The following is a 23,721-nucleotide window of genomic DNA, read 5'->3' as shown; positions in this document are numbered from 1 at the left end:
CTTCTTCGGTGAACTGCGGGGAGTCCATCACTTGGAGCGCTCTTCAAGTCAAGTACCGCAGGTGCGGCGGTACTCGGCCGAAGGGAAGTAGCGGTGCCACTCCGTCCCGGTCAGGCCGCCCTCCGCGCGGGAGCAGATCTCCGCCGCCGCCCGCGACGGCGCCAACGGGCGTGTGCGGTCGGCGAGATGGGGCGTGGTGATGCGCAACTGGCCGTCCCCTGCGGCGAATCGCAGTCCGATCACCGGGATGTCCCCGGCCGGGAGCGTGGCCGGGGACAGGGTGGGTGTGGCCGTCTCCCACACCTGCACGGATCCGTCGGGCGCGCTGACCGCGAGGAGCGAACCGTCGGCGGAGAACGCCGGCGCCACCGAGTACAGCGTGGAGCCGACGGCTCTCAGGACGGTGATCCTGCGCCAGGTGCGCGCGTCCCAGAGGGTGAGGCGGCCCTGGTAATCGGCGACCGCCAGATAGCGGCCGTCCGGGCTGAAGGTGCCGGCGGTGAGCAGGTCCTCGCCTTCGACGCCTCCGACTCCCTTGCGCTGCTTGCCCGTTGACGGGTCGACAGGCTTACCCTCCATGGTCAGCGCGGTGCGGCCGGTGGGGTCGACCGCCACCAGTTCGGTGTCGTCGGCGGCACGGCGCCGCGGCTGTGCCGACGCTGCCTCGGTCCGCCAGCCGGGGCCCGTCAGTCCCTGCAACGAGAGGGTGTGCACGACGCTGGTCCGTCCGCCCTCGCGGTAGCGCACCACGCCCTGGCCGGGGTCCAGCCGCAGGTCACCGATCGACGAACCGGCGACGGAAAGGGTGAGGAGCGGCACGCGCGGGCTGTCGCCCTCGGGGGCCGGGAGATCCGTACGCCACAGGCTGAAGGAGTCGCCTCCCCACGCGAACGCGTAGGCGCCGGAGAACTCCACGGCCTGTGCGCCGCCCGCGAGCGGCAGCAGCGGGCGTTCACGTCCGGCCCGGAAGTCCCAGGTGACGATTCCGTCGGAGGTGCCGGAGGCCACCGCCCGCTGGTCGGAGGTGAACGTGAGATCCCCCTGGCACAGCGTCCGTTCGGCCGCCCCGGGCACGTCCCCGGTGACCAGGCGGCCCTCGATGCCGTCGAGGACCCGTAACCGGGTGCCGTCGTTCTCGCACCAGGCGGCGTGGCGGTCGTCGCTGCTCAGCACGGGGAGCGAGCCGTCGTCGCTGCCCCGCCCGTACCGGAACAGCACATGCTGCCGGCGCACGTCCCACACCTCCAGCACCGCGCGCCCGTCCTCCGCGCCCGGCACCGTCCGCCGTACCAGGAGCGTGCGCCCGCTCGGCCCGAACGCGAGCTCGGTGTTGTTCCGCGGACCGACCGCGATCCGGTATGTGCCGCCGTCCGCGAGGGAGTCGATGATCACGTCGTCCCCCTCCGGGGCGCGGTAGGCGATCAGCCGTCCGTCCTCGGAGGCGGCGACGATGTTCTCGGAGAGGCCGCGGTGCTTCACGGTGCGGATCAGGCGGTGTCCGGGTACGTCCCACTGCATGGCCCGGTCGTGGACGACGGTGGTCAGGATCCGGCCGTCCCGGCTGAGCCAGACGGGCGCGTTGAGGGCGCGGCCGCCCTCCTCGGGCTGGGTGAACACGTCCTGCTCGGTCTGCGCGGCGGCCGTCCGCAGCGCCTGCCGGGTCTCGGGCAGGTCGGCGGTGCGCCAGGCGGCGACGGCCAGGCGCATCGCGGCGCTCGGCTCGGCGGTGCGGAGCGACGCGGCCAGGGCGGCCGCCTGGCGGGCCTCGGCCTCGTCGCGCTGCCGCTCGCTGACCCCGCTCTGCCGCCAGGCGGCCGCGCCCGCGACGACGGCCAGGCACAGCAGGACGGCGAGCGCACCGGTGAGGGCCCGCAGCCGGCGGGCGGCACGGGTCGCGGCCCGCCGCCCGCGTTCGTGGGCGTGCACGCTCGCGGCCAGGAAGTCACGTTCGAGCCGGTTCAACTCCCCCTGTGCCGTGCCCTCCTGGCCACCGTCGCCGAAGGTCTCGCGCGCCTGGGTCAGCCGGGTGCCCCGGTAGAGCGCGCCCGCGTCCCGGCCCAGCTCGTCCCAGGTGAGCGCGGCCTCGGTGAGTCGGCGGTGCAGGCGCAGCCGTTCGCGGCCCTCGTCCAGCCAGGCGCGCAGCCGCGGCCAGGCGCCGATGAGGGCCTCGTGCGCGAGGTCGACCGTGTCCCCGTCGACGGTGAGCAGGCGACGGTGCACCAGGTGCTCCAGAAGGCCGGCGGTCGTCTCGTCGGCGTCGAACTCGGCGCGGTCGACGGGCCGTCGGGTGTCCTCGGTACCGTCGCCGGGGCTGACCAGGCGCAGCAGGAGGGCCCGCAGCGCGGTCGACTCGGCGGGCGTGCACCGGGTGTAGACGGTTTCCGCGGTGTGCGCGACGGCGCCCCGGACACCGCCGACGGCCTCGTAGGCGGCGAGGGTGAGCGTCTTGGCGGCGCGGCGGCGCCAGACCTCGCGCAGGGCGTGCGCCATCAGCGGGAGACCGCCCGGTTCCTCGGCGACGTCCGCGACGATCCGTGCGGTCAGGGCGCGTTCGACGACGTGCCGTCGCGCCGTCGCCGGTCGCACCACGGCTTCCCGCAGCGCGGCCGGCGGCATCGGTCCGACGAGCAGCGTGGAGTCCCGCAGGGCCTCGGCGAGCCTGCGGTGGTCGGCGCAGCGGCCGTAGAAGTCGGCGCGGACGGCGATCAGCACACGCAGCCGGGCCGCCGGGTCCGCCGCGGTGAGCAACTGCCCGAGGAACCGGTCCCGTTCGGCGGGGTCGGCGCAGAGGGTGAAGACCTCCTCGAACTGGTCGACCACGAGCAGTGTGTCGCCCGGCGCGTCATGCGGTGTGAACAGGGCCTCGTGGGTGCGGGCGGGGTGCGGGCCCGGGGTGAGCAGGCGGATGGCCGCGAGGGCGGTGCCCGTCGTGGCCGACGGATCCCGCAGCGCGGGTATCAGTCCGGCCCGCAGCAGCGACGACTTGCCGCTGCCGGACGCCCCGACGACCGCCGCGCATCGCGTGCGGGCGGTGAGCCGGGCCAGTTCGGCGGTCAGGTCGTCCCGGCCGTGGAAGTGCTCGCCGTCGCCCGTCTCGAAGCGGGCGAGCCCCGGGTAGGGGCTGTCCTCGTCGTCCGGGCCGTCGAGGGCCCGGGTGTCGGCCGACTCGGCGACGGCCTCCCGCCATCGGCGCTCCCACTCCTCGGGGTCACCGTCGCAGGCGGTGACGTAGGCGAGGAGCACGGGCAGGGTGGGCAGCCGTTCGCCGGCCGCCGCGGCCGAGAGGGTGGGCGCCGAGTAGACGGCGCCGAGCGCCATCGCGCGGTAGGTCGGGGTGCCCGCCTCGTCACGCAGCTTGCGCAGTTCGTACGCGAACCGCTGCACGGCCCCCGCCCCCGGATCCAGCGGTTTCTCCCGGCGTCCCATGCGCGTCTCCCCCTCGCTCACGGCTGTCCCACACGTTAACAACCGGCCGACACGGATTGATTGGCACGCCGATTCGGGGCTGCCCAACAATCCGCCGACGCCTGAACTCGTCGGTGCACGCCGTCGCGGTGCCCACATCCGGGGCCCCGCGCCTTCGACCACGCACCGGAGTCAGCCATCGCCACCCTCCACTCACCAGGACCGCTCGCACGGACGGTCCGGTTGCCACCCGCCCCGATCCCACCCGCACCGGCATCCGCGCGCGGGGGCCGGTGGCAGGTGTGGGGCCCCGCCGCCCTGTCCCTCGCCCTCGGCCTGTGGGGCATCCGGCGCGGCGGCAGCATGTGGCGGGACGAGGCGGTGACATACGACATGGCACGGCGCTCGCTGCCCGACCTGTGGGCGACGCTGGCGCACGCCGACGCCGTGCACGGGCTGTACTACCTGCTCCTGCACGGCCTCTTCGAGGTGTTCGACGGCGCGGACCCGCTGCTCGTGCTGCGCCTGCCCTCGGTGCTGGCGACCGCCGCGGCGAGCGGGACGGTGGCGTTACTCGGCCGCCGTCTGACGGGATCACGTGCGGGGCTGCTCGCCGGGGTCGTCTTCGCGCTGCTGCCGCCGGTGCAGCGCTATGCGCAGGAGGGCCGTTCGTACGCGCTGGTGTGCGCGCTGGTCGCCTGGGCGTCGTATCTGCTGGTGCGGGCGGTGGAGACACGCTCGCGTGCGCTGTGGGCGGGCTACGGTGCCGTCTCGCTGGGCGCGTGTCTGCTGCACGAGTTCGCCGTACTGGCCCTGGTCGCGCATCTGGTGGCGCTGCCCCGGGCGGCACGGCGCACCGGCCTGCGGGTGGCGCTCGCCGTCTGCGGCTGTCTGGCCCCGCTCGCCGTGCTGAGCATGGGCCAGTCGGACCAGGTGGCGTGGATCGGCGGGGTCGGGGCGGGCGCGCTCGCCGGCTTCGCCGGGGTGACCGCGCTCGGGGTGGCCGGTGCGGCGCTGCTGGGCCCCCTCTTCCGCTTCCGCGGCAGACACCTCGCGCTCCCCGCCCTGGCCCTGCCCCTGCTCGTGCTGCCCGGACTCCTCCTCCTGCTGGCCACACCGCTCAAGCCCCTGTACGTCGACCGCTACGTCCTCTACGGCCATATAGGCACCGCGCTCATCGTCGGCGCCGCACTCGACCGCCTCCTGGACACCCGGGCACGCGCACTGTGCATGGTCGCCGCCGGGTCCGCCGTACTCGCCCTGCTGCCCCTCGCCCTTCAGCTGCGCAGCCCGGAGAGCCGCACCGACGACGTCACCGCGATAGCGCGGGCCCTGCGCACCGCCGGAGCCGACGCCGACGGAGTCGTCTACCTTCCGTCACGACGTCGTGTGTGGTCGCTGCCCGAACCCGGCCCGCTCCCCGATCTCACCCTGGACCGCGAACTGGCCGCCTCGCACACGCTCTACGGCACCGAGGTGCCCGCCTCCGCCGTCCGCGCCCGCCTGCTGAACGCCACGCGCCTCGTCGCCCTGCGCGATCCGGCGGGCCAACCCCTGGACCGCACCGGCCAGGAGGAGGCGAAGCGCCGGGTGCTGGCCACGTACTTCGTCGAGTGCGGCACCCGGCACGTCCAGGGGGCGCGGCTCACGGTCTACGCCCGGCCCGGCCACTGCTGAGAAGGTCAGCCGGTCCGGACGGCCGTGTGCACCGTGCGGGCCGCCAGCACGAACAGGTCCGTCCGATGGTGCACGCTCGCCTTGTCGTCCGGGTCGAGGAGCCGGTCGAGGGTGGCGCGGTCGGTGGCGTCGAGGTCGTCGCCGAACCTCTCTCGGATGCGGGAGAGGGTGGCGGCGGCGACGGTGCGTGCCCGGTCGGGCGTGGGGGCGGGCAGGTCGAGGAGGAAGCTGCGGGTGCCGCTGGGCTTCAGCCCGGCTGCGGTCAGCAGTGCCGGCCAGTCCTCGGCCACGGCCACGCTGCCCGGCAGGGCCGCCCGCATCTCGGCGAACCAGTCCTCCTGTACGGCGTCGAGGCGTGCCTGTAGACCCGGGCGGCCGATCCCGATGTCGCGCGGCAGGAAGCGGGTGGGCAGGCCGCCCTCCACGAGTGCGAGCGTGCCGCCGGACACCAGTCGCTCGGCGTAGGCCGCGATGCCGGCGCGCTGGTCGCCGAGGTGGTGCAGGCTGTGGCTGGCCCAGATCAGATCGGCGGGGTATTCCAAGTCGCCCATGATGTCCGGCAGTTCACCGGTGAGGGTGCCGAAGCGGTCCGCGACGCCGAGCCGCTCCGCGCGGGCACGCGCCAGCTCCAGCAGCGGCTCGGAGCCGTCGACGGCGACGACCCGGGCGCCGGGGAAGGCATCGGCGAGCAGACACGAGACGACGCCGGGTCCGCTGCCCACGTCGACGATCAGCCCCGGCTCGGTCTGTTTCTTGCCCAGCCAGGCGAGCGCGTGCTCGTGCAGGGGCGTGTACAGCTCCGCCTGCGCCTCCAGCAGCGGGGCCATCTCCGCCCAGTCGATGTCGGTGTGTTCGTGCTGGTGATCGTGCGCCATGGTCATTGGCCTCTCGTCCGGGTACGGCCACAGCGTGCGCCGACACACCCCGAACAGGCAATCACTGTTGCCGCTACAGCAAAGTCGTGGCGCCGAAAATCAGATGCGAAACCCCGGCGAATCCCCGCGCCCCGAAGGGGCGCGGGGAACTGCGCGACCAGCCACAGCGGACCCGCAGCCGCAGTCATCGCACTACGACAACGGCGGGTACGCGTTCTGCATCAACTGCTGAAACTGCGCCGAGAACCAATGCCCCGACAGCGGAGCGCCAGGCAGCGCACCGGACAGATTGTTGCCGTTGCGCGGATTCCCCGTATACGTCGGATCGCACATACGGTCGAACCCCTTACCCTCATCGTTCGGAATCGCCGTGCTGGACCCGTCCGACTCCCCCGGCGGCTTCATCCACACGTACGCGTCGATCCCGGCGGCCGGCCCGGCCTGCGGACGCTCGCCGAGACCGGCCCCGGACTGGTTGCACCAGTTGCCGACGTGGATGCGCCGGTCGTAGCGGCCACCGTCGATGTAAGTGTCGACGCTGGTCGTCGCACCGGGCCCGGCGGGCCGGGCAGTGCCGCCCCAGCCGTTGCGGGAGGTGTCGATCAGCATGCCGATCCCGGAGTTGAAGCCGGTCGTGACGAGCTGGGTCCGGAAGGCCTGGGCGAACGACAGCTCGTCGACATAGCGGTTCCAGTCGACCCACTTCGACTGGCGCACGGAGGTGCCGCCCACCGTGTCGTCGATGGTGAAGTTCTGCTCCTTCAGGGCGCTGTAGTTGGCGGTGTTGGCGATGAAGCCGTGCACGTCGTTCACGGTTGCGCCCTCGGCGGTGGCCGCCTCCTTCATCACGGTCGCGGACGCGGCGAAGTTGTCGTCCCAGCCGATCCAGCCGTGGTGCCCGGCGTCGATGTAGTTGTAGACGTTGGGCACGTCGCCCAGCTCGCTGAGCGCGTAGCCGACGCCCTTCACGTAGTTGCCGTTGGCCTTCATCACGTCGCACTCGGGGGTGGCCGTCGGACGGCTGCCGGTGTTGGTGACGAGGTTGGGCAGCGAGTCGATCTCGATGGTCGTGACGATCCGCAGGTCGGCGTACTTGGGGTCGGCCAGGATCGCGGCGATCGGATCGATGTACTCGGTCTTGTACCGGTCGATCTCCGTCGGGCCCAGCTCACCGTTGGACGCGAGCGCGGCGCAGTCACGGCCCGGCAGGTTGTAGATCACCAGCTGGACGACGAGTTGGCCCGCGCCCTTCTGCGTCAGCGCCTCGTCGAGGTGGTCGCGCAGCCCCATGCCGCCGCCCACGCCGTTGATGGCGGCGGTCCGGTCGAGCCAGACGCCGGTCGGCTGGTTGGAGATCCGGCTGCCGCCCGGCTCGGCGGCGGCCTTCGCGGACCACTCCGGGTTCACGTACACCTTGGCGCCCGAGTACGGGTTGTCGACCCGCGGGCCGGTCGGGTCCGGCGGGTCGGTGGGATCCGTGGGGCCGCCACCGTCGTCGACGTTGCAGGTCACGCCGTCGAGCGTGAAGGTCGTCGGCAGCGCGTTGCTGCCACTGTAGGAGGCGTTGAAGCCGAAGCTGATCGAACCGCCGGTCGCCAGCGTCCCGTTGTAGGACTCGTTGGCGGCGGTGACGGCGGCACCGTTCTGGCTGAGCTTCGCGTTCCAGCCGTTGGTGATCGTCTGGTTTCCGGCGTACGACCACTTGAGGGCCCAAGCGGACTTGGCGGCGCCGTTGTTGGTGACCGTCACGGCGGTGGTGAAGCCGGTGTCCCACTGGTTCTGCACCTTGTAGTCGACGGTGCAGGGGACGGCGGCGGCCTCCACACCGCCGGTATCGACGGCGAGCGCCGTCCCGGAGGCCCCGGCGACCAGCGCCAGGGCAGCGAGCATCGCAGTTCTGGTACGACTCATGAGTGCGGGTTCCTTCTCCGTTGCGGAAATTGACCGTTGGCGGAAATTGACCGTTGCGAGAGCTATCCGTTCAGGGCGCGCAGGTGATCACGCAGCCCGATGCCGTACGACGTGGGAGTGCCGTCGTAACTGGAGATCAGGGCCGGGCCGGAGTTGCAGTTCCAGGTGTTCCAGGTCCAGCCCAGGTAGGACAGGCCACGGTCGTCGAACCACTTCATGACCTGGTCGATGAAGGAGTGCGCGCAGGTGTTCTCCCCGATCTCGCCTGCCACCAGCGGCACTTGGGCCGCGACGGGGGCGAGGGTGGAGTTCCAGCAGCTCTCGTTCGCGCAGGAGTTGAAGTTGTAGACGTGCCAGGCCGCGGCGAGATTGCCCGCCGGGTCGGTGGGCTTGTACGTCAGCCACTGGCTGAGGTCGTTCGAGTAGGCGAGCCCGCCGGCCAGGATCACGTTCCGGGCGCCGGTGGCCCGGACGGCGTCCACGAGGTCCTGCATGCCGGCGACCTCGTAGCCGATGCCCGGGCAGGTTCCGCCGTCCCGCCAGCACTGCCACGCCTGGGTGGCCGTGGAGGTCGCGCGGTCCGGGTAGGGCTCGTTGAACAGGTCGAACACGACCGCCGGGTCGTCCTTGAAGGTGCTCGCGACCGAGGTCCAGAAGGACGGCGTGTACTGCATGTCGGGCATCGGCTTCTGGCAGGTGGCGTGCACGTCGGAGCAGCCCGCCGAGTTTCCGGTGTACTGCCCCCAGGACCAGTGCAGTTCGACCATCGGCGTCATGCCGTGCGCCTTCACCTTGGCGACCAGGTCCTTGACGGCGCTGATGTAGTTGGCGCCCGCGTACTCGGGCTTGATGTGGGAAAGGCCCAGCCAGCACTCCTCGTTGAGCGGGATACGGACGGTGTTGGCGCTCCAGTCGGCCATCGCCTTGACGGCCGCGTCGTCCACCGGGCCGTCCCAGATGCCGTAGCCCTGCACGCAGGCGAACTCACCGCCGGAACGGTTCACGCCGAGCAGACGACGCGTGGTGCCGTCGGCGTCCACGAGCTTGTTCCCGGAGACGCGCAGCACCGGTGGCGCGGCGTCAGGTTCGGGCGGATCGGTCGGTGTCGGCGTGGGAGACGGCGACGGCTCCGCGTCCCCGTTGCACGTCGTGCCGTTGAGCCTGAACGACGTCGGTACGGCGCTGCTCCCCGACCCGGAGGCGATGAACCCGGCGCTGACGCTCGCGCCGGTGGCGAGCACGCCGTTGTAGCTCTCGTTGGTCGCGGTCACCGATGTACCGGACTGGGACCACTTGGCGTTCCAGCCCTGGCCGACCTGCTGACCGCCGGCGAAGTCGAAGGTGAGGCTCCAACTGCGCACCGCGGCCGTGTTGTTGGTGATGGTCACGCCGCCCTGGAAGCCGGTGTCCCACTGGCTCGTGACGGCGTACTCCACCGTGCACGCGGGCGTGGCTCCCGACGCCGTGACGACCGGTGCGATCGCGGTGCCGACCAGAGCCACGGCGGCTGAGAGGACGAGTAAAAGTCCTGAACGCGGGGGGTGTCGCATGAGCGAGTCCTTGCAGCTCGGGCGCGTCGTGACGGACGCGTCGACTGATGGAGTCGCTCCCACTGGTGCGAAGGAAGCTAGCGCCAAGTGACAGTGAAGGACAGGGGATGCGCTTGACTTTTCCTCAACTGGATCCATCGAATCTTTTCGACTCTTCAAGCACCTTGACCCCTCTTGCCCCCGTCCCCACTATGGGAGCGCTCCCACTGGTTCAAGCCTTGACTTCTCCGAGCCGCAAGGAGGAACCAGCACATGCCCCCAAGAAGGAGACGCCGCGCCGTGCGGCGGTTATGGACCGCCGTCGTGGCGGCCCTCGCCCTCCCCTTCACGATGCTGTCGACAGGATCAACGCCCGCCCAGGCGGCGGCACTTCAGTGCAGCGTCGACTACAAGACCAACGACTGGGGCTCCGGCTTCACCGCGGACCTGACGATCACCAACCGCGGTACGGACCCGATCAGCGGCTGGACCCTGACGTACGGGTACTCGGGCAACCAGAAGCTGACGAACGGCTGGAACGGCAGCTGGTCCCAGTCCGGCCAGTCGGTCACCGTGCAGAGCGCCGCGCACAACGCGTCGATCGCCGCGGGAGCCGCCGTCTCGACCGGCGCGCAGTTCACGTACAGCGGCACCAACGCCGCCCCGACGAGCTTCGCGGTCAACGGCACCACCTGCGCCGGCGCACACCAGCCGCCGATCACCGTGCTGACCAGCCCGGCCGCGGGCGCCGTCTACTCGCAGGGTGGCGCGGTCCCGCTCGCGGCCACCGCGGCGGCGGCCGACGGCGCGACGATCAGCAAGGTCGAGTTCTACGACGACACCACGCTGCTCGGCACCGACACCAGCGCGCCGTACTCGCTCTCGGTCTCAAGCTTGACCGTGGGCAGTCATTCGCTGGTGGCGAAGGCGTACGACAGTCTGGGCGCGTCCGGCACCTCCACGCCGGTCGGCATCACGGTCGCCTCGGGTCCCGCCGTGGTGGCCTCGACCAACCAACTGGCCGTCCAGCAGGGCAAGACGGGCACGTACGAGGTGAAGCTGTCGACGCAGCCCACCTCCAATGTGACCGTCACCAGCGCGCGGACCAGTGGGAACACCGGTCTGACGGTGACCGGCGGCGGCTCGCTGACCTTCACACCGTCGAACTGGAACACCGCGCAAACGGTTACGATCACGGCCGCTTCCTCGGGCACCGGAGCGGCGGCCTTCGAGTCCACCGCCACCGGGCATGCGAAAGCGTCGGTAACGGTTACCCAGATCGCCTCGACGAAGCTGTACGACGCCCGTTTCCTGGAGCTGTACGGCAAGATCACCAACCCGGCAAACGGTTACTTCTCCCCCGAGGGCGTCCCCTACCACTCGGTCGAGACGCTGATCGTCGAGGCACCGGACCACGGCCATGAGACGACCTCGGAGGCGTACAGCTATCTGCTGTGGCTCCAGGCCATGTACGGCAAGGTGACGGGCGACTGGTCGAAGTTCAACGGCGCCTGGGAGATCATGGAGAAGTACATGATCCCCACCCACGCCGACCAGCCGACCAACTCCTTCTACACTCCCTCGAAGCCGGCGACGTACGCGCCCGAGCTGGACACTCCGAACGAGTACCCGGCCCGGCTCGACCCGTCGGTCCCGGTCGGCTCGGACCCGATCGCGGCCGAGCTGAAGAGCGCGTACGGCACGGACGACGTGTACGGCATGCACTGGCTCCAGGACGTCGACAACGTCTACGGCTACGGCAACTCGCCCGGCAAGTGCGAGGCGGGGCCGTCGGACACCGGCCCGTCGTACATCAACACCTTCCAGCGCGGCGCGCAGGAGTCGGTGTGGGAAACGGTTCCGCAGCCGACCTGTGACGCCTTCAAGTACGGCGGCACGAACGGGTACCTGGACCTGTTCACCGGCGACTCGTCCTACGCGAGGCAGTGGAAGTTCACCAACGCCCCGGACGCCGACGCGCGTGCGGTGCAGGCCGCGTACTGGGCGGACATCTGGGCCGAGCAGCAGGGCAAGGGCTCGGACGTCTCCACGACCGTCGGCAAGGCGGCGAAGATGGGCGACTATCTGCGCTACGCCATGTACGACAAGTACTTCAAGAAAATCGGCAACTGCGTCGGCCCGGCCACCTGTGCGGCCGGCACCGGCAAGGACGCCTCGTCCTATCTGCTGTCCTGGTACTACGCGTGGGGCGGCGCAACGGACACGAGCGCGGGCTGGGCCTGGCGCATCGGCTCCAGCCATATGCACGGCGGCTACCAGAACCCGCTGGCCGCGTACGCGCTGAGCAGTTACGCGGACCTGAAGCCCAAGTCGGCGACAGGGCAGCAGGACTGGGCCACCTCGCTCGACCGACAGCTGGAGTTCTACCGCTGGCTCCAGTCGGCCGAGGGCGGCATCGCGGGCGGCGCGACGAACAGCTGGGCGGGCCGGTACGCGACTCCGCCGGCCGGGAGGTCGACGTTCTACGGCATGTACTACGACCAGCAGCCCGTCTACCACGACCCGCCGTCCAACCAGTGGTTCGGCTTCCAGGCGTGGTCGATGGAGCGGGTCGCCGAGTACTACCAGCAGACGGGGAACGCCGAGGCGAAGGCGGTTCTCGACAAGTGGGTCGACTGGGCGCTGTCCGAGACGACCGTCAACCCCGACGGGACGTACCAGATCCCGTCGACGCTTCAGTGGTCGGGCCAGCCCGACACCTGGAACGCGTCAAGTCCCGGCGCCAACAACGGCCTTCATGTCACCGTCGCCGACTACACGAACGACGTCGGTGTGGCCGCCGCGTACGCCAAGACCCTGACGTACTACGCGGACCGGTCCGGGGACAGTGCTGCCGCGGCGACGGCGAAGGCGTTGCTCGACGGTATGTGGAGCAACCACCAGGACGCGTTGGGTGTCGCCGTTCCGGAGACGCGGTCGGACTACAGCCGGTTCGACGACGGCGTGTACGTCCCGAGCGGGTGGAGCGGCACCATGCCTAACGGGGAAGCGATCAACTCGTCGTCGACGTTCGATTCGATCCGGTCGTTCTATGAGGACGATCCGGCGTGGTCGAAGATCGAGGCGTATCTGGCGGGCGGGGCCGCGCCCTCGTTCACGTATCACCGGTTCTGGGCCCAAGCGGATATTGCGCTGGCCATGGGCTCTTATGCGGAGTTGCTCGAATAAGGGCCGCGGAGCGTCTTGGGGGGCGTGGGGTTGTCTGGCGACTGCGGGCCCGTTGTGGCTGGTCGCGCAGTTCCCCGCGCCCCTATCGGGGCGCTGTCGTGCCCCCCTCTTTTGAGAAGGGAACCCCCCGACCGTGCGAAGAACCCGTATCCTCACGGCCGTGCTTGCGCTCGCGGCCGGATTGTTGGCGGGCACCCCGCCCGCACTGGCCGCCGATACCGAGCCGGTGTCGATCGCGGCCGACACGTACACCTGGAAGAACGCCCGGATCGACGGGGGCGGTTTCGTCCCCGGCATCGTCTTCAACCGCGCCGAGAAGAACCTGGCCTACGCCCGCACCGACATCGGCGGTGCCTACCGCTGGCAGGAGTCGACGAAGACCTGGACGCCGCTGCTGGACTCCGTCGGCTGGGACGACTGGGGGCACACGGGCGTCGTGAGCGTGGCCTCCGACTCGGTCGACCCGGACCGGGTGTATGCGGCTGTCGGCACGTACACGAACAGTTGGGACCCGGGGAACGGTGCCGTGCTGCGCTCCGCCGACCGGGGCGCGAGCTGGCAGAAGGCCGACCTGCCGTTCAAGCTGGGCGGCAACATGCCCGGCCGGGGCATGGGTGAGCGGCTCGCTGTAGATCCGAACAGGAACAGCGTGCTGTATCTGGGCGCGCCGAGCGGCAAGGGGCTGTGGCGGTCGACGGACTCCGGTGTGTCCTGGTCGCAGGTGACGAACTTCCCCAACGTCGGCAACTACGTCCAGGATCCGGGCGACACGAGCGGCTACGCCTCCGACAACCAGGGCATCGCCTGGGTCACCTTCGACGAGTCGACGGGCACCTCCGGCAACGCCACGCGGACGATCTACGTGGGGGTCGCCGACAAGGACAGCGCGGTGTACCGGTCGACGGACGCGGGTGCGACCTGGTCCCGGATCGCCGGTCAGCCGACCGGCTACCTCGCCCACAAGGGCGTGCTCGACGCGACGAACGGCTACCTGTACCTCGCCTACAGCGACAAGGGCGGCCCGTACGACGGCGGCAAGGGCCGGCTGTGGCGGTACGCGACCGGGACCGGCACCTGGACGGACATCAGCCCGGTGGCGGAGGCCGACACGTACTACGGCTTCAGCGGCCTGACCGTCGACCGGCAGCATCCCGGCACGGTGATGGCGACGGCGTACAGCTCCTGGTGGCCGGACACCCAGATCTTCCGCTCCACCGACAGCGGCGGCACCTGGACGAAGGCCTGGGACTACACGTCATATCCCAACCGCGCCAACCGCTTCACGATGGACGTCTCGTCGTCGCCGTGGCTGACCTGGGGCGCCAACCCGTCACCGCCGGAACAGACCCCGAAACTGGGCTGGATGACCGAGGCGTTGGAGATCGACCCGTTCAACCCGGACCGCATGATGTACGGGACGGGCGCGACGGTCTACGGCACCGAGGATCTGTCGAAGTGGGACAGCGGAGGTCAGTTCAGCCTCAGGCCGATGGTGCAGGGCCTGGAGGAGACGGCGGTCAACGACCTGGCGTCGCCCCCGTCGGGCGCGCCCCTGCTCAGCGCGCTGGGTGATATCGGCGGCTTCCGCCACTCGGACCTCACGAAGGTCCCGTCGATGATGTTCACCCAGCCGAACTTCACCTCGACGACCAGCCTGGACTACGCCGAGAGCAACGCGAACACGGTCGTGCGCGTCGGCAATCTCGACTCCGGGCCGCACATCGCGTTCTCGACGGACAACGGCGCCAACTGGTTCGCGGGAACGGATCCTTCGGGCGTCAGCGGTGGCGGCACGGTCGCGGCGGCGGCCGACGGCAGCCGTTTCGTGTGGAGTCCGCAGGGGGCGGGAGTCCACTACGCCTCCGGCTTCGGCTCGTCCTGGTCCCCGTCGAGCGGCATCCCGGCGGGCGCGATCGTGGAGTCGGACCGAGTGGACCCGGGGACCTTCTACGGCTTCAAGTCCGGGAAGTTCTACGTCAGTACGGACGGCGGCGCGACCTTCTCGGCGTCGGCCGCGACCGGGCTGCCCAGCGGTGACAGCGTGCGCTTCAAGGCGCTGCCCGGGACGAAGGGGGACGTGTGGCTGGCGGGCGGTGCGAGCGACGGGGCGTACGGCCTGTGGCACTCGACCGACTCCGGCGCCACCTTCACCAAGCTGTCCGGCGTCGAGCAGGCCGACACGATCGGCTTCGGCAAGGCGACGCCCGGTGCGACGTACCAGACGCTCTACACCAGCGCGAAGATCGGTGGCGTACGCGGCATCTTCCGCTCGACCGACAAGGGCGCGACCTGGACCCGCATCAACGACGCTGCCCACCAGTGGGGTTGGACGGGTGCGGCGATCACGGGCGACCCGAGGGTGTACGGCCGGGTGTACGTGGCGACGAACGGCCGCGGGGTCGTCTACGGCGACACGTCGGACACCGGCGGCGGAACCGATCCCACGCCGCCGCCGACCGGCGCCTGCACGGTGACGTACAAGGTCACCAACCAGTGGTCGGGCGGGTTCCAGGCGGACGGGTTCACGGGGAGCTGGTCGGGGTCGAACGCGAAACCGGCCGCGTTCAAGCTCGGCGATCAAAGCTGCATAGTGAACTGACTGCCAGAGGGCGCGTGTTGCATCGAACACGCGCCCTCTTCCACGCCCACCAGGAAGACACGGTCACAACTCAATCACCCTACCTACAAACAACTCACATTTTCTCCACACCTCTCGTTACGCCGGCCTGGGCCCGCAAGCGAGTCCTTCTCCCCATTGCCGTGACCGTCACCAAGACCGCCCCGACCAAGGCGCAGCCCAAGGCGGACGCGGCCGACGGCGCGCCCAGCGGCAAGGCGGTGTTCAAGGTGTGGGGCTCGGCTCCCTCGGGCCTGGACATCACCTACGGCAGCGACGGCACCAACCTGGCAGGCAAAGGACTGCCGATGGAGAAGACACTGACCGTCGACGAGGATGCCCTCTACTACCAGGTGACGGCCCAGCTCCTGGGCGGCGGCGACGTCAAGTGCTCCGTCACCATCGACGGCGAGACGAAGTCCGGCCGCGCGCAGGGCGGTTACAACATCTGCTCGGCGCAGCTCAACAGCGACTTCAGCGGCGGGTTCAGCTAGACCGTGGGTGGGTGCGTGCCTCACCGAGGGGGCACGCACCCACCGTCGTTCAGGGGGTATAGACGGTCGGCCGCGGTGCCGTGGCCATGCCGTTGCCGATGAAGAAGCTCGGGTGCGGGGGCTGGTTGTAAGCCGTGTTCTGCCAAGCCAGGCCCGTGCGGTACATCGGGTCGTGCAGGAGGGTCGTGATCTTCGTGCTGGTCTCGACCGGGGTCGAGTAGATGCGCAGGCCCGTGTTGTTGCTGGTGCGCCAGACGACCTCCTCGCGCCAGTCGCCGAAGAGGTCGCCGGAGAGGACCGGGGTGGACTTGGTGCCGTTGTTCGAGGAGACCCCGGAGCCGGTCAGGAGGCGTGTGTCCGAGGACGTGCCGTACTTGTCGATGTGCGTGCCGTCGAGGAGTTCGCGGGTGGTGTCGCCGTCCCACCAGGACAGGAAGTTGGCGGAGGACGGCTCGCGGCCCTTCGTGGCGCCCGCCTCGTCGCGGATGGACGTGTCGGAGGCCGACCAGACCTCGGCTCCGGCGTTGCCGGCGTAGATGTCCCCCGCCACTCCCCGGCCGTTGTCGCAGCAGGCCGCCAGGCTCCAGTTGACCGTGCCGTTCGCGGGGTTGACGTACAGCTCCGCGGGCTGCGAAGTGGACTCCGACACCTTGAAGTACTCCAGGCCCGCGTGTGACGGGTCGAGGTCGCCGAGGTGCTGGGCGTCGCCGTGACCGGTCTTCGTGGTCCACAGCCCGTTGCCGTTGTCGTCGACCGCCATCGCGCCGTAGACGATCTCGTCCTTGCCGTCGTTGTCGACGTCACCGACGGAGAGGCTGTGCGAGCCCTGGCCGTCGAACCCCTTGCCCGTGTTGGTGGAGGAGTTGGTGTCGAAGGTCCAGCGGCGGGTGAAGGCGCCGTTCCGCCAGTCCCAGGCCGCGATCACCGAGCGGGTGTAGTAGCCGCGCGCCATGATGAGCGAGGGGCGGGCGCCGTCCAGGTAGGCGGTGCCGGCGAGGAAGCGGTCGACCCGGTTGCCGTACGAGTCGCCCCACGACGACACCGTGCCCCGGGCCGGGACGTAGTCGACCGTCCCCATCGCCCTGCCGGTCTGCCCGTTGAACATGGTCAGGTACTCGGGGCCGGAGAGGATGTACCCGCTGGAGTTGCGGTAGTCGGCGGACGAGCTGCCGATCACCGCGCCCGTCCCGTCGACCGTGCCGTCGGCCGTCTTCATGGCGACCTCGGCCTTGCCGTCGCCGTCGTAGTCGTACGCCTGGAACTGCGTGTAGTGCGCGCCGGAGCGGATGTTGCGGCCCAGGTCGATGCGCCACAAGCGGGTGCCGTCGAGCTTGATGCCGTCGACGATCGTGTTGCCGGTGTAGCCGGACTGGGAGTTGTCCTTGGCGTTGGTGGGCTGCCACTTGAGGACGAAGTCGAGGGCGCCGTCGCCGTCGAGGTCGGCGACGGAGGCGTCATTGGCCTCGTAGGTGTACGCGACGCCGTCGGGCGTGGTGCCGCCGGCGGGCGGGGTGATCGGGACGTCCTTGTAGCCGGTGCGGAACTGGATCGCGTGGACCGAGTCGCTCTGCTCCACGCCGCCCACGACCGCGCGGACCGTGTAGTCGGCCTGTTCGGGCGCGCCGGAGTGGAAGTAGTTGGTGGAGCCGGTGATCGGGGTCGCGTTGACCTTCGTACCGGCGCGGTAGACGTTGAAGGAGACGTCGTTCGGGTCGGTGCCGAGCCAGCGCCAGCTGACCAGGTTGCCGCTGCTGGTGTGGACGCTGACCACGCCCCGGTCCAGGGCCTCGACCTGGCGTGCGGTGGCGGCCTCGGCCGTACCGGTGGCGCCCAGCGCGGTGAGTCCGGCGGCGACGAGCGCGGTCGTGGCGCCCAGCGCGGAGAGGACGACCCTTCGTCTGCGGTGCTTGTGCGGGTGCTGCACGAGACGTACCTCCTGGGTGGACGGACGGGTTCCGACCCCTCAGTGGTCGCCACGCGCTGCCAAGTTGCCGTATCTTTCGGCCAGTTCGGCGACCGTACGGGCGATCCGCGCGCGCAGCTCCGGCGGCTCCAGCACCTCGATGTCCGTGCCCAGACGCAGGAACTCGCCGTGTGCGTGCTCGACGGACTCGATGGGGACGGTGGCCTGGATCCAACCGTCGTCGTCCGTACGGCCGTTCACGGTGACGGCACGGGCCAGTGGACCGGGGAGCGTCACCCCCGGCGCCAGCCGCACCACCGCCTCTCGCCGGTACAGCCGGTCGTGGAAGTCCCGCTGATACGCCTGCCAGTACGCGGCCAGGTCGAATGTCTCGGGGCGTTCGAACTCCTCGTCGGACACGGCGAGTTCGAGAATCTGGTCGACCCGGAAGGTGCGCGGCCCGGGTCCGGCGACGACATACCAGCGGCCCGCCTTGAGGACCAGGCCGTACGGCTCCAGGCGGCGCTCCACATCCGTGGGCTCGCGCCAGCGCCGGTAGACGACGTGCAGCACCCGGCTGTTCCACACCGCGTCGGCGACCGCCGGGAGATACGGGACCTGCTCGCCGTCCGCGTACCAGCCGGGGGCGTCGAGGTGGAAGCGGCCGCTGATCCGGTCGGCCTGGACGGGCAGCGCTGCACGCACTTTCAGCTCGGCGGCGGCGAGAAGGGCGCCCAGGCCCAGTTCGGCGGCCGGTCCCGGTACGCCCGCGAGAAACAGCGCCTCGGCCTCGTCCGCGGTCAGCCCGGTGAGGCGGGTGCGGTACCCGTCCAGCAGCCGATAGCCGCCCGCGTGGCCCGCGTCGCCGTACAGCGGGACACCGGCCGCGCTCAGCGCCTCGACGTCCCGGTAGACCGTGCGGACGGAGACCTCCAGCTCCTCGGCGAGCTGGGCGGCGGTCATCCGGCCCCGGGTCTGGAGGAGCAGCAGGATCGAGACGAGTCGGCTGGACTTCACTGACAGAGGATGTCAGTGGATGGCTCCTAGCGTCATGTCATGGCCTTCACGGAGAAATCACCGAACGCATGCGCCCCGTGGCTTTCTGTCGCCGAGGTCAACGTGTCCGGCAATGGAATGCCGGGCCTACCGCCGGGCGGGCGGAAAGTGACGCCTCTGGAGGCTCGCGTAAGACCACGTCTTCGGGCGTGGCTGGGGCCTGTGAAGCAGGAACCCGTGGTGGCACCGGTTCACGGTGCGGACCAAAATCGCCTGCGTTCGCGCAAGCGAGGGCGCCAACACGTCACCCCCGACCCTGGCGGCGCAGCCTGCAAGGCACCGCTCCCGCCGATCCCGCACGAACGCAACGCCTGGGTGCGGCACCTGCTCGCGCCCGAACTCCCTGATCTGGACGCCTACTTGGCGGATGCCCTGCCCGCCGGAACGACTGGAGACCGCACATGAGCAGCCCGCACGACGCTGCGCCGGCGTGAGCCGTTCACATCGGGCGATTCCAAGTGCGGGTCAGCTTGCGTGGCCGTGGCCGGGGGCTGCCGCCCCCGGACCCCCGTTTCGGTCTGAACGGCCTCGTCCTCAATCGCCGGACAGGCTGAGATGTGGTGATCGGCGCCGAGAGGCGACTACGCACACGACGGGAACGACGTCCGGGTGCGGTTCGTCTGGTCGGGCGTCTCGGCGGACGCGGCGCGTTGGGAGCAGGCCTTCTCCCTGGACGGCGGTGAGACCTGGCTGACCAACTGGATCATGGAGTTCGCTCGTCGGCCGGCTTCCTGAAGGCCCGGAGGGTGAACACCGGGTCGGGGCGCGGCCGGTCCTGGTCGGGGAGTGCCCGGAGCGACACGGCGAACCGTTCGGTGAGCGGCTCGCCGGGCGGCAGCTGGGTGAACCAGCCGCGCCGCAGGTCGGCGGCGGTCCGGCGCGGGCTGCGGCCCTGGCCCAGGCCCGGGAAGCGGGCCCGCCCGGCCGGTCGCAGGCCCTGCCCGGCGGCGTACGACTCCACGTGGGCCGCCGCGTCCCGGGCGGGGCGGCGCGGGCGCGGGGCGAGGACGACATCGATATCACTGCCCACGTCGTGCGCGGCCGCCTTGTCGACCGTGGTGACGTACACACCCCCGGGCCGCAGCACGCGGGCGCACTCGGCGACGGCGGCCCGTACGTCGTCGGGTTCGTCGAGCAGGTGCAGCAGCCACACGCTGGTCACGGCGTCGAACGCCCGGTCCGGAAACGGCAGCCGGCGGCTGTCCGCGAGCACGACCGCGCCGGGCACGCGTGCGACGGCCATCCGGGCCATCCCGTAGGTCAGGTCCGCGCCCGTCACCCGCAGGGCGGGGCGGGCCGCCGCAAGCCGCCTGGTGACGATGCCGGTGCCGCAGGCGACGTCGAGCAGGCGGCCGGTCGCGGCCGGTACCAGACCGAGGACGGCATCGGCGGCCGCGGCGGCCCGGGGTTCGCCGCCGCGTGTGACGTCGTAGGCGTCGGCTTCCTTGTCGTAGTCCAGCACCGTGTCACTGTGCCCCGTGGCCCGGCGCCAGCTCCTCCACCCGGCGGGCCAGCTTGAAATCCCGCTCGGTCACTGCGCCCACCGTGTGCGTGTTCACGCTCAGTGACAGGGTGTTGTAGCCCAGGGTGAGGTCGGAGTGGTGGTCGAGCTCCTCCTGGACCTGGGCGATGTGGACGACCATCGCGGTGGCCGCGAAGTGCGAACGCAGCCGGTAGGAGCGGGCGATGCGGTCCCCGTCCTGCGACCAGCCCGGCAGCTCCGCCAGCCGGTCCTCGATCTCCTTCTGCGACAGCGGTTCGAGGGGCATGGCCTCGCTCCTTCCACGACGTCGGGGTTCCCCTTCAGCGTGCCACAGCCGCACGCTCCCGGCCCTGGTCAGACGTGTTCCCGGAGATCGGTCCCGGACACATCTGCGCCGGCCTCGACTACCGTCGTCGTATGACCACTCCCGCGTCCGACGCCGCCGTACTCCCCGCCGACGAAGGCGTCGGACCGCTGCTGCGGGCCTGGCGGGAGCGGCGGCGGGTCAGCCAGCTGGAGCTGGCGCTGCGGGCCGACTCCTCCGCCCGGCACATCAGCTTCGTCGAGACGGGCCGTTCCCGGCCGAGCGAGGAGATGGTGCTGCGGCTGGCCGAGCACCTCGACGTACCCGTGCGGGAGCGCAACGCCCTGCTGCTGGCGGCCGGTTACGCCCCGCGCTACCGGGAGACGCCGCTTCAGGACCCGGCGCTGGACACCCTGCGCGAGGGCATCGAGCAGCTGATCCAAGGCTACGAGCCCTATCCGGCCTTCGTGGTGGACGCGACGTACAACGTGGTTGCCGCCAACCGGGGCATCCTGACCCTGCTGGAGGGCCTGCCCGAGTCGCTGCTCGTGCCGCCGCTGAACGCGATGCGGCTGACCCTCCACCCGGAGGGCCTGGCGCCCCGGATCCACAATCTGCGGGAGTGGCGCGGCCATCTGCTCGCCCAGATGGAACGGCAGATCGCCCTGCAACGCTCCGAGCCGCTGAGGGAGTTGTACGCGGAGGTGGCCGCGTACCCGGTACCGGAGGAGGAGGCCGGGCCCGCGGACGAACCGTCCGAGCCCGTCCCGTACTTCGCACTCCCGATGCGCATCGAACACGACGGCCGGGTGCTGTCCTTCATCTCCTCCATCTCCACCTTCAACACCCCGATGGACGTGACCGTCGCCGAGCTGGCCATCGAGACACTGCTCCCGGCCGACCCGGCGACGGTCAAGTACCTTCAGTCGCTGCTGCCCTGACGGTTCTTGAGGGCAGTGTGCTGCAGCAGCGCGAACCCGACGACGATGAGCGCTCCAGGCCGAGGGCGACGAAACTCAGCACCGCCCAGGTGAGGTTGACCTCCACCACGGCCCGGATCAGCAGGGCCTGCGCGAGTGGCGAGGAGACCGACGGCGGCCCCGTACACGACGAGCAGTACGCCGAGGAAGCGCCCCGAAGGGGCGCGGGGAACTGCGCGACCAGCCACAACGAAACCCGCAAACGACCGACGGCCCATTACGGCACCCCGCGGAGCGCCTAGCTGGATCGCGGACATGACGAATCATCCTCCGTCGAGGTCGAAGTCGAGGTGCGGCAGCGGGACCCGGATTCCGGACCGGAGTGCGCCGGCCCGGAATCCGATGTGCCCACGATCCCCCGCGCGTCCGGGGCGGTCGATTACCCGCGAGGTAATGAGGTGTGGCGGGCCACTCACCCCGGGCCTGTGGGACGCGTGGCGAGCGCCTCAACCCCGTGCCTGTGAGACGCGCACCGGAACATGGCACACTGCTCCCTGACTTCGGCACGTAGGGGAGGCGTGGCGTGAGTGAGCGGCGTCCCGCGCCCACCGTGGGTCAGGTGGTGCTCGGAAGGCGGCTGCAGGAGCTGCGCGAGGCGGCCGGCCTCAAACGCGAGGAGGCCGCACAGGTCCTGCGGGTGGCCCCCGCGACCGTACGGCGGATGGAGATGGCCGAGGTCGCGCTGAAGATCCCGTACGTCCAGCTGCTGCTCGGCGCGTACGGCGTGACCGAGGACGAGGCGTCGGCGTTCGTGTCGCTCGCCGAGGAGGCGAACCAGCCGGGCTGGTGGCAGCGGTTCCACGACGTGCTGCCGGACTGGTTCAGCCTGTACGTGAGTCTGGAGGGCGCCGCCGGGATCATCCGCTCCTACGAGCCGCACTTCGTGCCCGGCCTCCTCCAGACGGAGGCGTATGCGCGGGCCGTCCTGGAGGCGGGGGTGATCGGGCAGACCGATCCGCGGACCATCGAGCGGCATGTGTCGCTGCGTATGGCCCGGCAGCAGCTTCTGGAGCGTGCGAACCGCCCCCACCTGTGGGTGATCATGGACGAAACGGTCCTGCGCCGCCCCGTGAGCGACGACGGCGCCGTCATGCGCGAACAGTTCGACAAGCTGCTGGAGTTCGCCGAACGCGACCGCATCACCCTCCAGGTCGCCGAGTTCCAGGCGGGCCCGCACCCGGGGACGTACGCGCCGTTCACCCTGTTCCGGTTCGCCGAGCCCGAACTGCCCGACATGGTCTTCACGGAGTATCTGACCGGTGCGCTGTATCTCGACTCCCGCACGGAGGTCTCCACGCACCTGGAGGTGCTGGACCACATGACGGCACGTGCCGCGTCCGCCGAGCGGACCAAGAAGATCCTGAGCGACTACCGCGACGCCTGCTGAGCCATGTCAAGTCGCCTAGGCCCGAATTCCCAGGGAGACGAAACCGGATGACCGGATCGGACGCCGCGCCCACGCCCATCGACACGAGCCGGCCGCACCCGGCCCGCGTCTACGACTGGTGGCTGGGCGGCAAGGACAACTACCCGGTGGACGAGGAACTGGCCCGCAGGATCGCCGCCACGGACGAGGCGGCGGTGCGCTCGGCGCGCGCCAACCGCCGCTTCATGCACCGGGCCGTCCGGACCGTCGCCGAGGCCGGGATACGGCAGTTCCTGGACGTCGGCACGGGCATCCCCACCGAACCCAACCTCCACCAGGTGGCCCAGGAGGTCGCCCCGGAGGCGAGGGTCGTGTACGCGGACAACGACCCGATCGTTCTCCGCCACGCCGAGGCGCTGCTGCGCGGCACGTCCGAGGGCGCGACGAACTACGTGCACGCCGACTTCCGCGACCCGGACACCATCCTCAGGCTGGCCGCGGAGTCCCTGGACTTCTCGCAGCCCGTCGCGCTGTCCCTGGTCGCGCTCACCCACTACCTGGACGAGGAGCCGGACGGCGACGATGTCTACGGCCTGCTGAAGCGGTACGTCGCCGAGCTCGTCCCGGGCAGCTACCTGATCCTCTCCCAGGTCACCCCCGACCTGAGCCCGGAGGTGATCGCCAAGGTCGCCGGTCACTTCCGCGCCGGCGGCACTCCGTTCTACCCGCGGTCGCTCGCCGGGTTCTCCCGCTTCTTCGACGGTCTGGAGCTGCTGGGTCCGGGCGTGATCCCGGCCGCCGGGTGGCGGCCCGGGCCGGAGGACGTGGCGGTCCAGGCGGAGGGCATCGTGCCCCTGTACGCGGGAGTCGCCCGCAAGCTCTGACCCGTACGGGCGCCGTGAACAGGTGCGCTCCCCCGCTCGCCCCTAGGT

General features: G+C 70.7%; 16 protein-coding genes. 8 read left to right on the top strand and 8 right to left on the bottom strand.

What is annotated here, in order from left to right; genetic code table 11:
• Positions 1 to 48: 48 nt before the first annotated feature.
• Positions 49 to 3,426, bottom strand: coding sequence for a hypothetical protein (locus KCH87_RS06795; protein WP_210584941.1), 3,378 nt, complete (start codon positions 3,424 to 3,426; stop codon positions 49 to 51).
• Positions 3,427 to 3,705: 279 nt separating this feature from the next.
• Here KCH87_RS06795 and KCH87_RS06790 point away from each other — a divergent pair, with 279 nt between their 5' ends.
• The gene (locus KCH87_RS06790) at positions 3,706 to 5,082 is read left to right on the top strand and encodes a glycosyltransferase family 39 protein (RefSeq protein WP_308298763.1); all 1,377 of its coding nucleotides are present in this window, start codon (positions 3,706 to 3,708) and stop codon (positions 5,080 to 5,082) included.
• A 5-nt stretch (positions 5,083 to 5,087) separates the two neighbouring features.
• On the opposite strand, the gene KCH87_RS06785 is transcribed toward KCH87_RS06790, so the two are convergent.
• The 3 genes from KCH87_RS06785 to KCH87_RS06775 form a co-directional block, all read right to left on the bottom strand.
• Complete coding sequence (locus tag KCH87_RS06785) at positions 5,088 to 5,957, bottom strand: trans-aconitate 2-methyltransferase (RefSeq protein ID WP_210584940.1); 870 nt, start codon at positions 5,955 to 5,957, stop codon at positions 5,088 to 5,090.
• 192 nt (positions 5,958 to 6,149) lie between these two features.
• On the bottom strand, positions 6,150 to 7,868 hold the full coding sequence (locus KCH87_RS06780) for a glycoside hydrolase family 6 protein (RefSeq protein ID WP_210584939.1): 1,719 nt from the start codon (positions 7,866 to 7,868) through the stop codon (positions 6,150 to 6,152).
• Positions 7,869 to 7,930: 62 nt separating this feature from the next.
• A complete protein-coding gene (locus KCH87_RS06775; protein WP_210584938.1) occupies positions 7,931 to 9,418 on the bottom strand; it encodes a cellulase family glycosylhydrolase in 1,488 nt (495 codons plus the stop codon).
• 252 nt (positions 9,419 to 9,670) lie between these two features.
• On the opposite strand from KCH87_RS06775, the gene KCH87_RS06770 reads away from it, so the two are divergent.
• From KCH87_RS06770 to KCH87_RS06760, 3 genes are all read left to right on the top strand, one after another.
• Positions 9,671 to 12,586, top strand: a complete 2,916-nt coding sequence (locus KCH87_RS06770; RefSeq protein ID WP_210584937.1) for a glycoside hydrolase family 48 protein — start codon at positions 9,671 to 9,673, stop codon at positions 12,584 to 12,586.
• Between the two features lie 133 nt (positions 12,587 to 12,719).
• Complete coding sequence (locus tag KCH87_RS06765) at positions 12,720 to 15,185, top strand: sialidase family protein (protein WP_210584936.1); 2,466 nt, start codon at positions 12,720 to 12,722, stop codon at positions 15,183 to 15,185.
• Between the two features lie 161 nt (positions 15,186 to 15,346).
• Positions 15,347 to 15,697: a hypothetical protein gene (locus KCH87_RS06760; RefSeq protein WP_247195721.1), complete on the top strand. Its 351-nt coding sequence runs from the start codon at positions 15,347 to 15,349 to the stop codon at positions 15,695 to 15,697.
• 49 nt (positions 15,698 to 15,746) lie between these two features.
• Here KCH87_RS06760 and KCH87_RS06755 read toward each other — a convergent pair whose 3' ends face one another.
• The 4 genes from KCH87_RS06755 to KCH87_RS06740 form a co-directional block, all read right to left on the bottom strand.
• Entirely contained in the window at positions 15,747 to 17,621 is a 1,875-nt protein-coding gene (locus KCH87_RS06755) for a rhamnogalacturonan lyase (RefSeq protein ID WP_210584935.1), read from the bottom strand.
• Positions 17,622 to 17,660: 39 nt separating this feature from the next.
• Complete coding sequence (locus tag KCH87_RS06750; protein WP_210584934.1) at positions 17,661 to 18,617, bottom strand: YafY family protein; 957 nt, start codon at positions 18,615 to 18,617, stop codon at positions 17,661 to 17,663.
• A gap of 742 nt (positions 18,618 to 19,359) precedes the next feature.
• Entirely contained in the window at positions 19,360 to 20,118 is a 759-nt protein-coding gene (locus KCH87_RS06745; protein ID WP_210584933.1) for a class I SAM-dependent methyltransferase, read from the bottom strand.
• A 4-nt stretch (positions 20,119 to 20,122) separates the two neighbouring features.
• Complete coding sequence (locus KCH87_RS06740; RefSeq protein WP_210584932.1) at positions 20,123 to 20,425, bottom strand: 4a-hydroxytetrahydrobiopterin dehydratase; 303 nt, start codon at positions 20,423 to 20,425, stop codon at positions 20,123 to 20,125.
• 131 nt (positions 20,426 to 20,556) lie between these two features.
• Between KCH87_RS06740 and KCH87_RS06735 the strand changes: the two genes are divergently transcribed.
• From KCH87_RS06735 to KCH87_RS06720, 4 genes are all read left to right on the top strand, one after another.
• The gene (locus tag KCH87_RS06735) at positions 20,557 to 21,384 is read left to right on the top strand and encodes a helix-turn-helix domain-containing protein (RefSeq protein WP_210584931.1); all 828 of its coding nucleotides are present in this window, start codon (positions 20,557 to 20,559) and stop codon (positions 21,382 to 21,384) included.
• Between the two features lie 95 nt (positions 21,385 to 21,479).
• Positions 21,480 to 21,665, top strand: a complete 186-nt coding sequence (locus KCH87_RS06730; protein WP_210584930.1) for a hypothetical protein — start codon at positions 21,480 to 21,482, stop codon at positions 21,663 to 21,665.
• 281 nt (positions 21,666 to 21,946) lie between these two features.
• Positions 21,947 to 22,810 (top strand): helix-turn-helix transcriptional regulator, encoded by an 864-nt coding sequence (locus tag KCH87_RS06725; protein ID WP_210584929.1) that lies wholly within the window; start codon positions 21,947 to 21,949, stop codon positions 22,808 to 22,810.
• A 47-nt stretch (positions 22,811 to 22,857) separates the two neighbouring features.
• Positions 22,858 to 23,673: an SAM-dependent methyltransferase gene (locus KCH87_RS06720; RefSeq protein ID WP_210584928.1), complete on the top strand. Its 816-nt coding sequence runs from the start codon at positions 22,858 to 22,860 to the stop codon at positions 23,671 to 23,673.
• Positions 23,674 to 23,721 lie beyond the last annotated feature (48 nt).

Origin of the sequence: Streptomyces sp. GESEQ-35 (assembly GCF_017948485.1) — a bacterium.
In the GTDB taxonomy this organism is placed as follows: domain Bacteria; phylum Actinomycetota; class Actinomycetes; order Streptomycetales; family Streptomycetaceae; genus Streptomyces.
The sequence above is the reverse complement of the archived record's forward strand: the minus strand, read 5'-3'. Positions and strand labels throughout refer to the sequence as shown.

Excerpts from the sequence above, each read along its gene's own strand:
- KCH87_RS06795 (WP_210584941.1), bottom strand. The coding sequence starts at position 3,426 with ATGGGACGCCGGGAGAAACCGCTGGATCCGGGGGCGGGGGCCGTGCAG.
- KCH87_RS06785 (WP_210584940.1), bottom strand. The coding sequence starts at position 5,957 with ATGGCGCACGATCACCAGCACGAACACACCGACATCGACTGGGCGGAG.
- KCH87_RS06780 (WP_210584939.1), bottom strand. The coding sequence starts at position 7,868 with ATGAGTCGTACCAGAACTGCGATGCTCGCTGCCCTGGCGCTGGTCGCC.
- KCH87_RS06775 (WP_210584938.1), bottom strand. The coding sequence starts at position 9,418 with ATGCGACACCCCCCGCGTTCAGGACTTTTACTCGTCCTCTCAGCCGCC.
- KCH87_RS06770 (WP_210584937.1), top strand. The coding sequence starts at position 9,671 with ATGCCCCCAAGAAGGAGACGCCGCGCCGTGCGGCGGTTATGGACCGCC.
- KCH87_RS06740 (WP_210584932.1), bottom strand. The coding sequence starts at position 20,425 with ATGCCCCTCGAACCGCTGTCGCAGAAGGAGATCGAGGACCGGCTGGCG.
- KCH87_RS06735 (WP_210584931.1), top strand. The coding sequence starts at position 20,557 with ATGACCACTCCCGCGTCCGACGCCGCCGTACTCCCCGCCGACGAAGGC.
- KCH87_RS06720 (WP_210584928.1), top strand. The coding sequence starts at position 22,858 with ATGACCGGATCGGACGCCGCGCCCACGCCCATCGACACGAGCCGGCCG.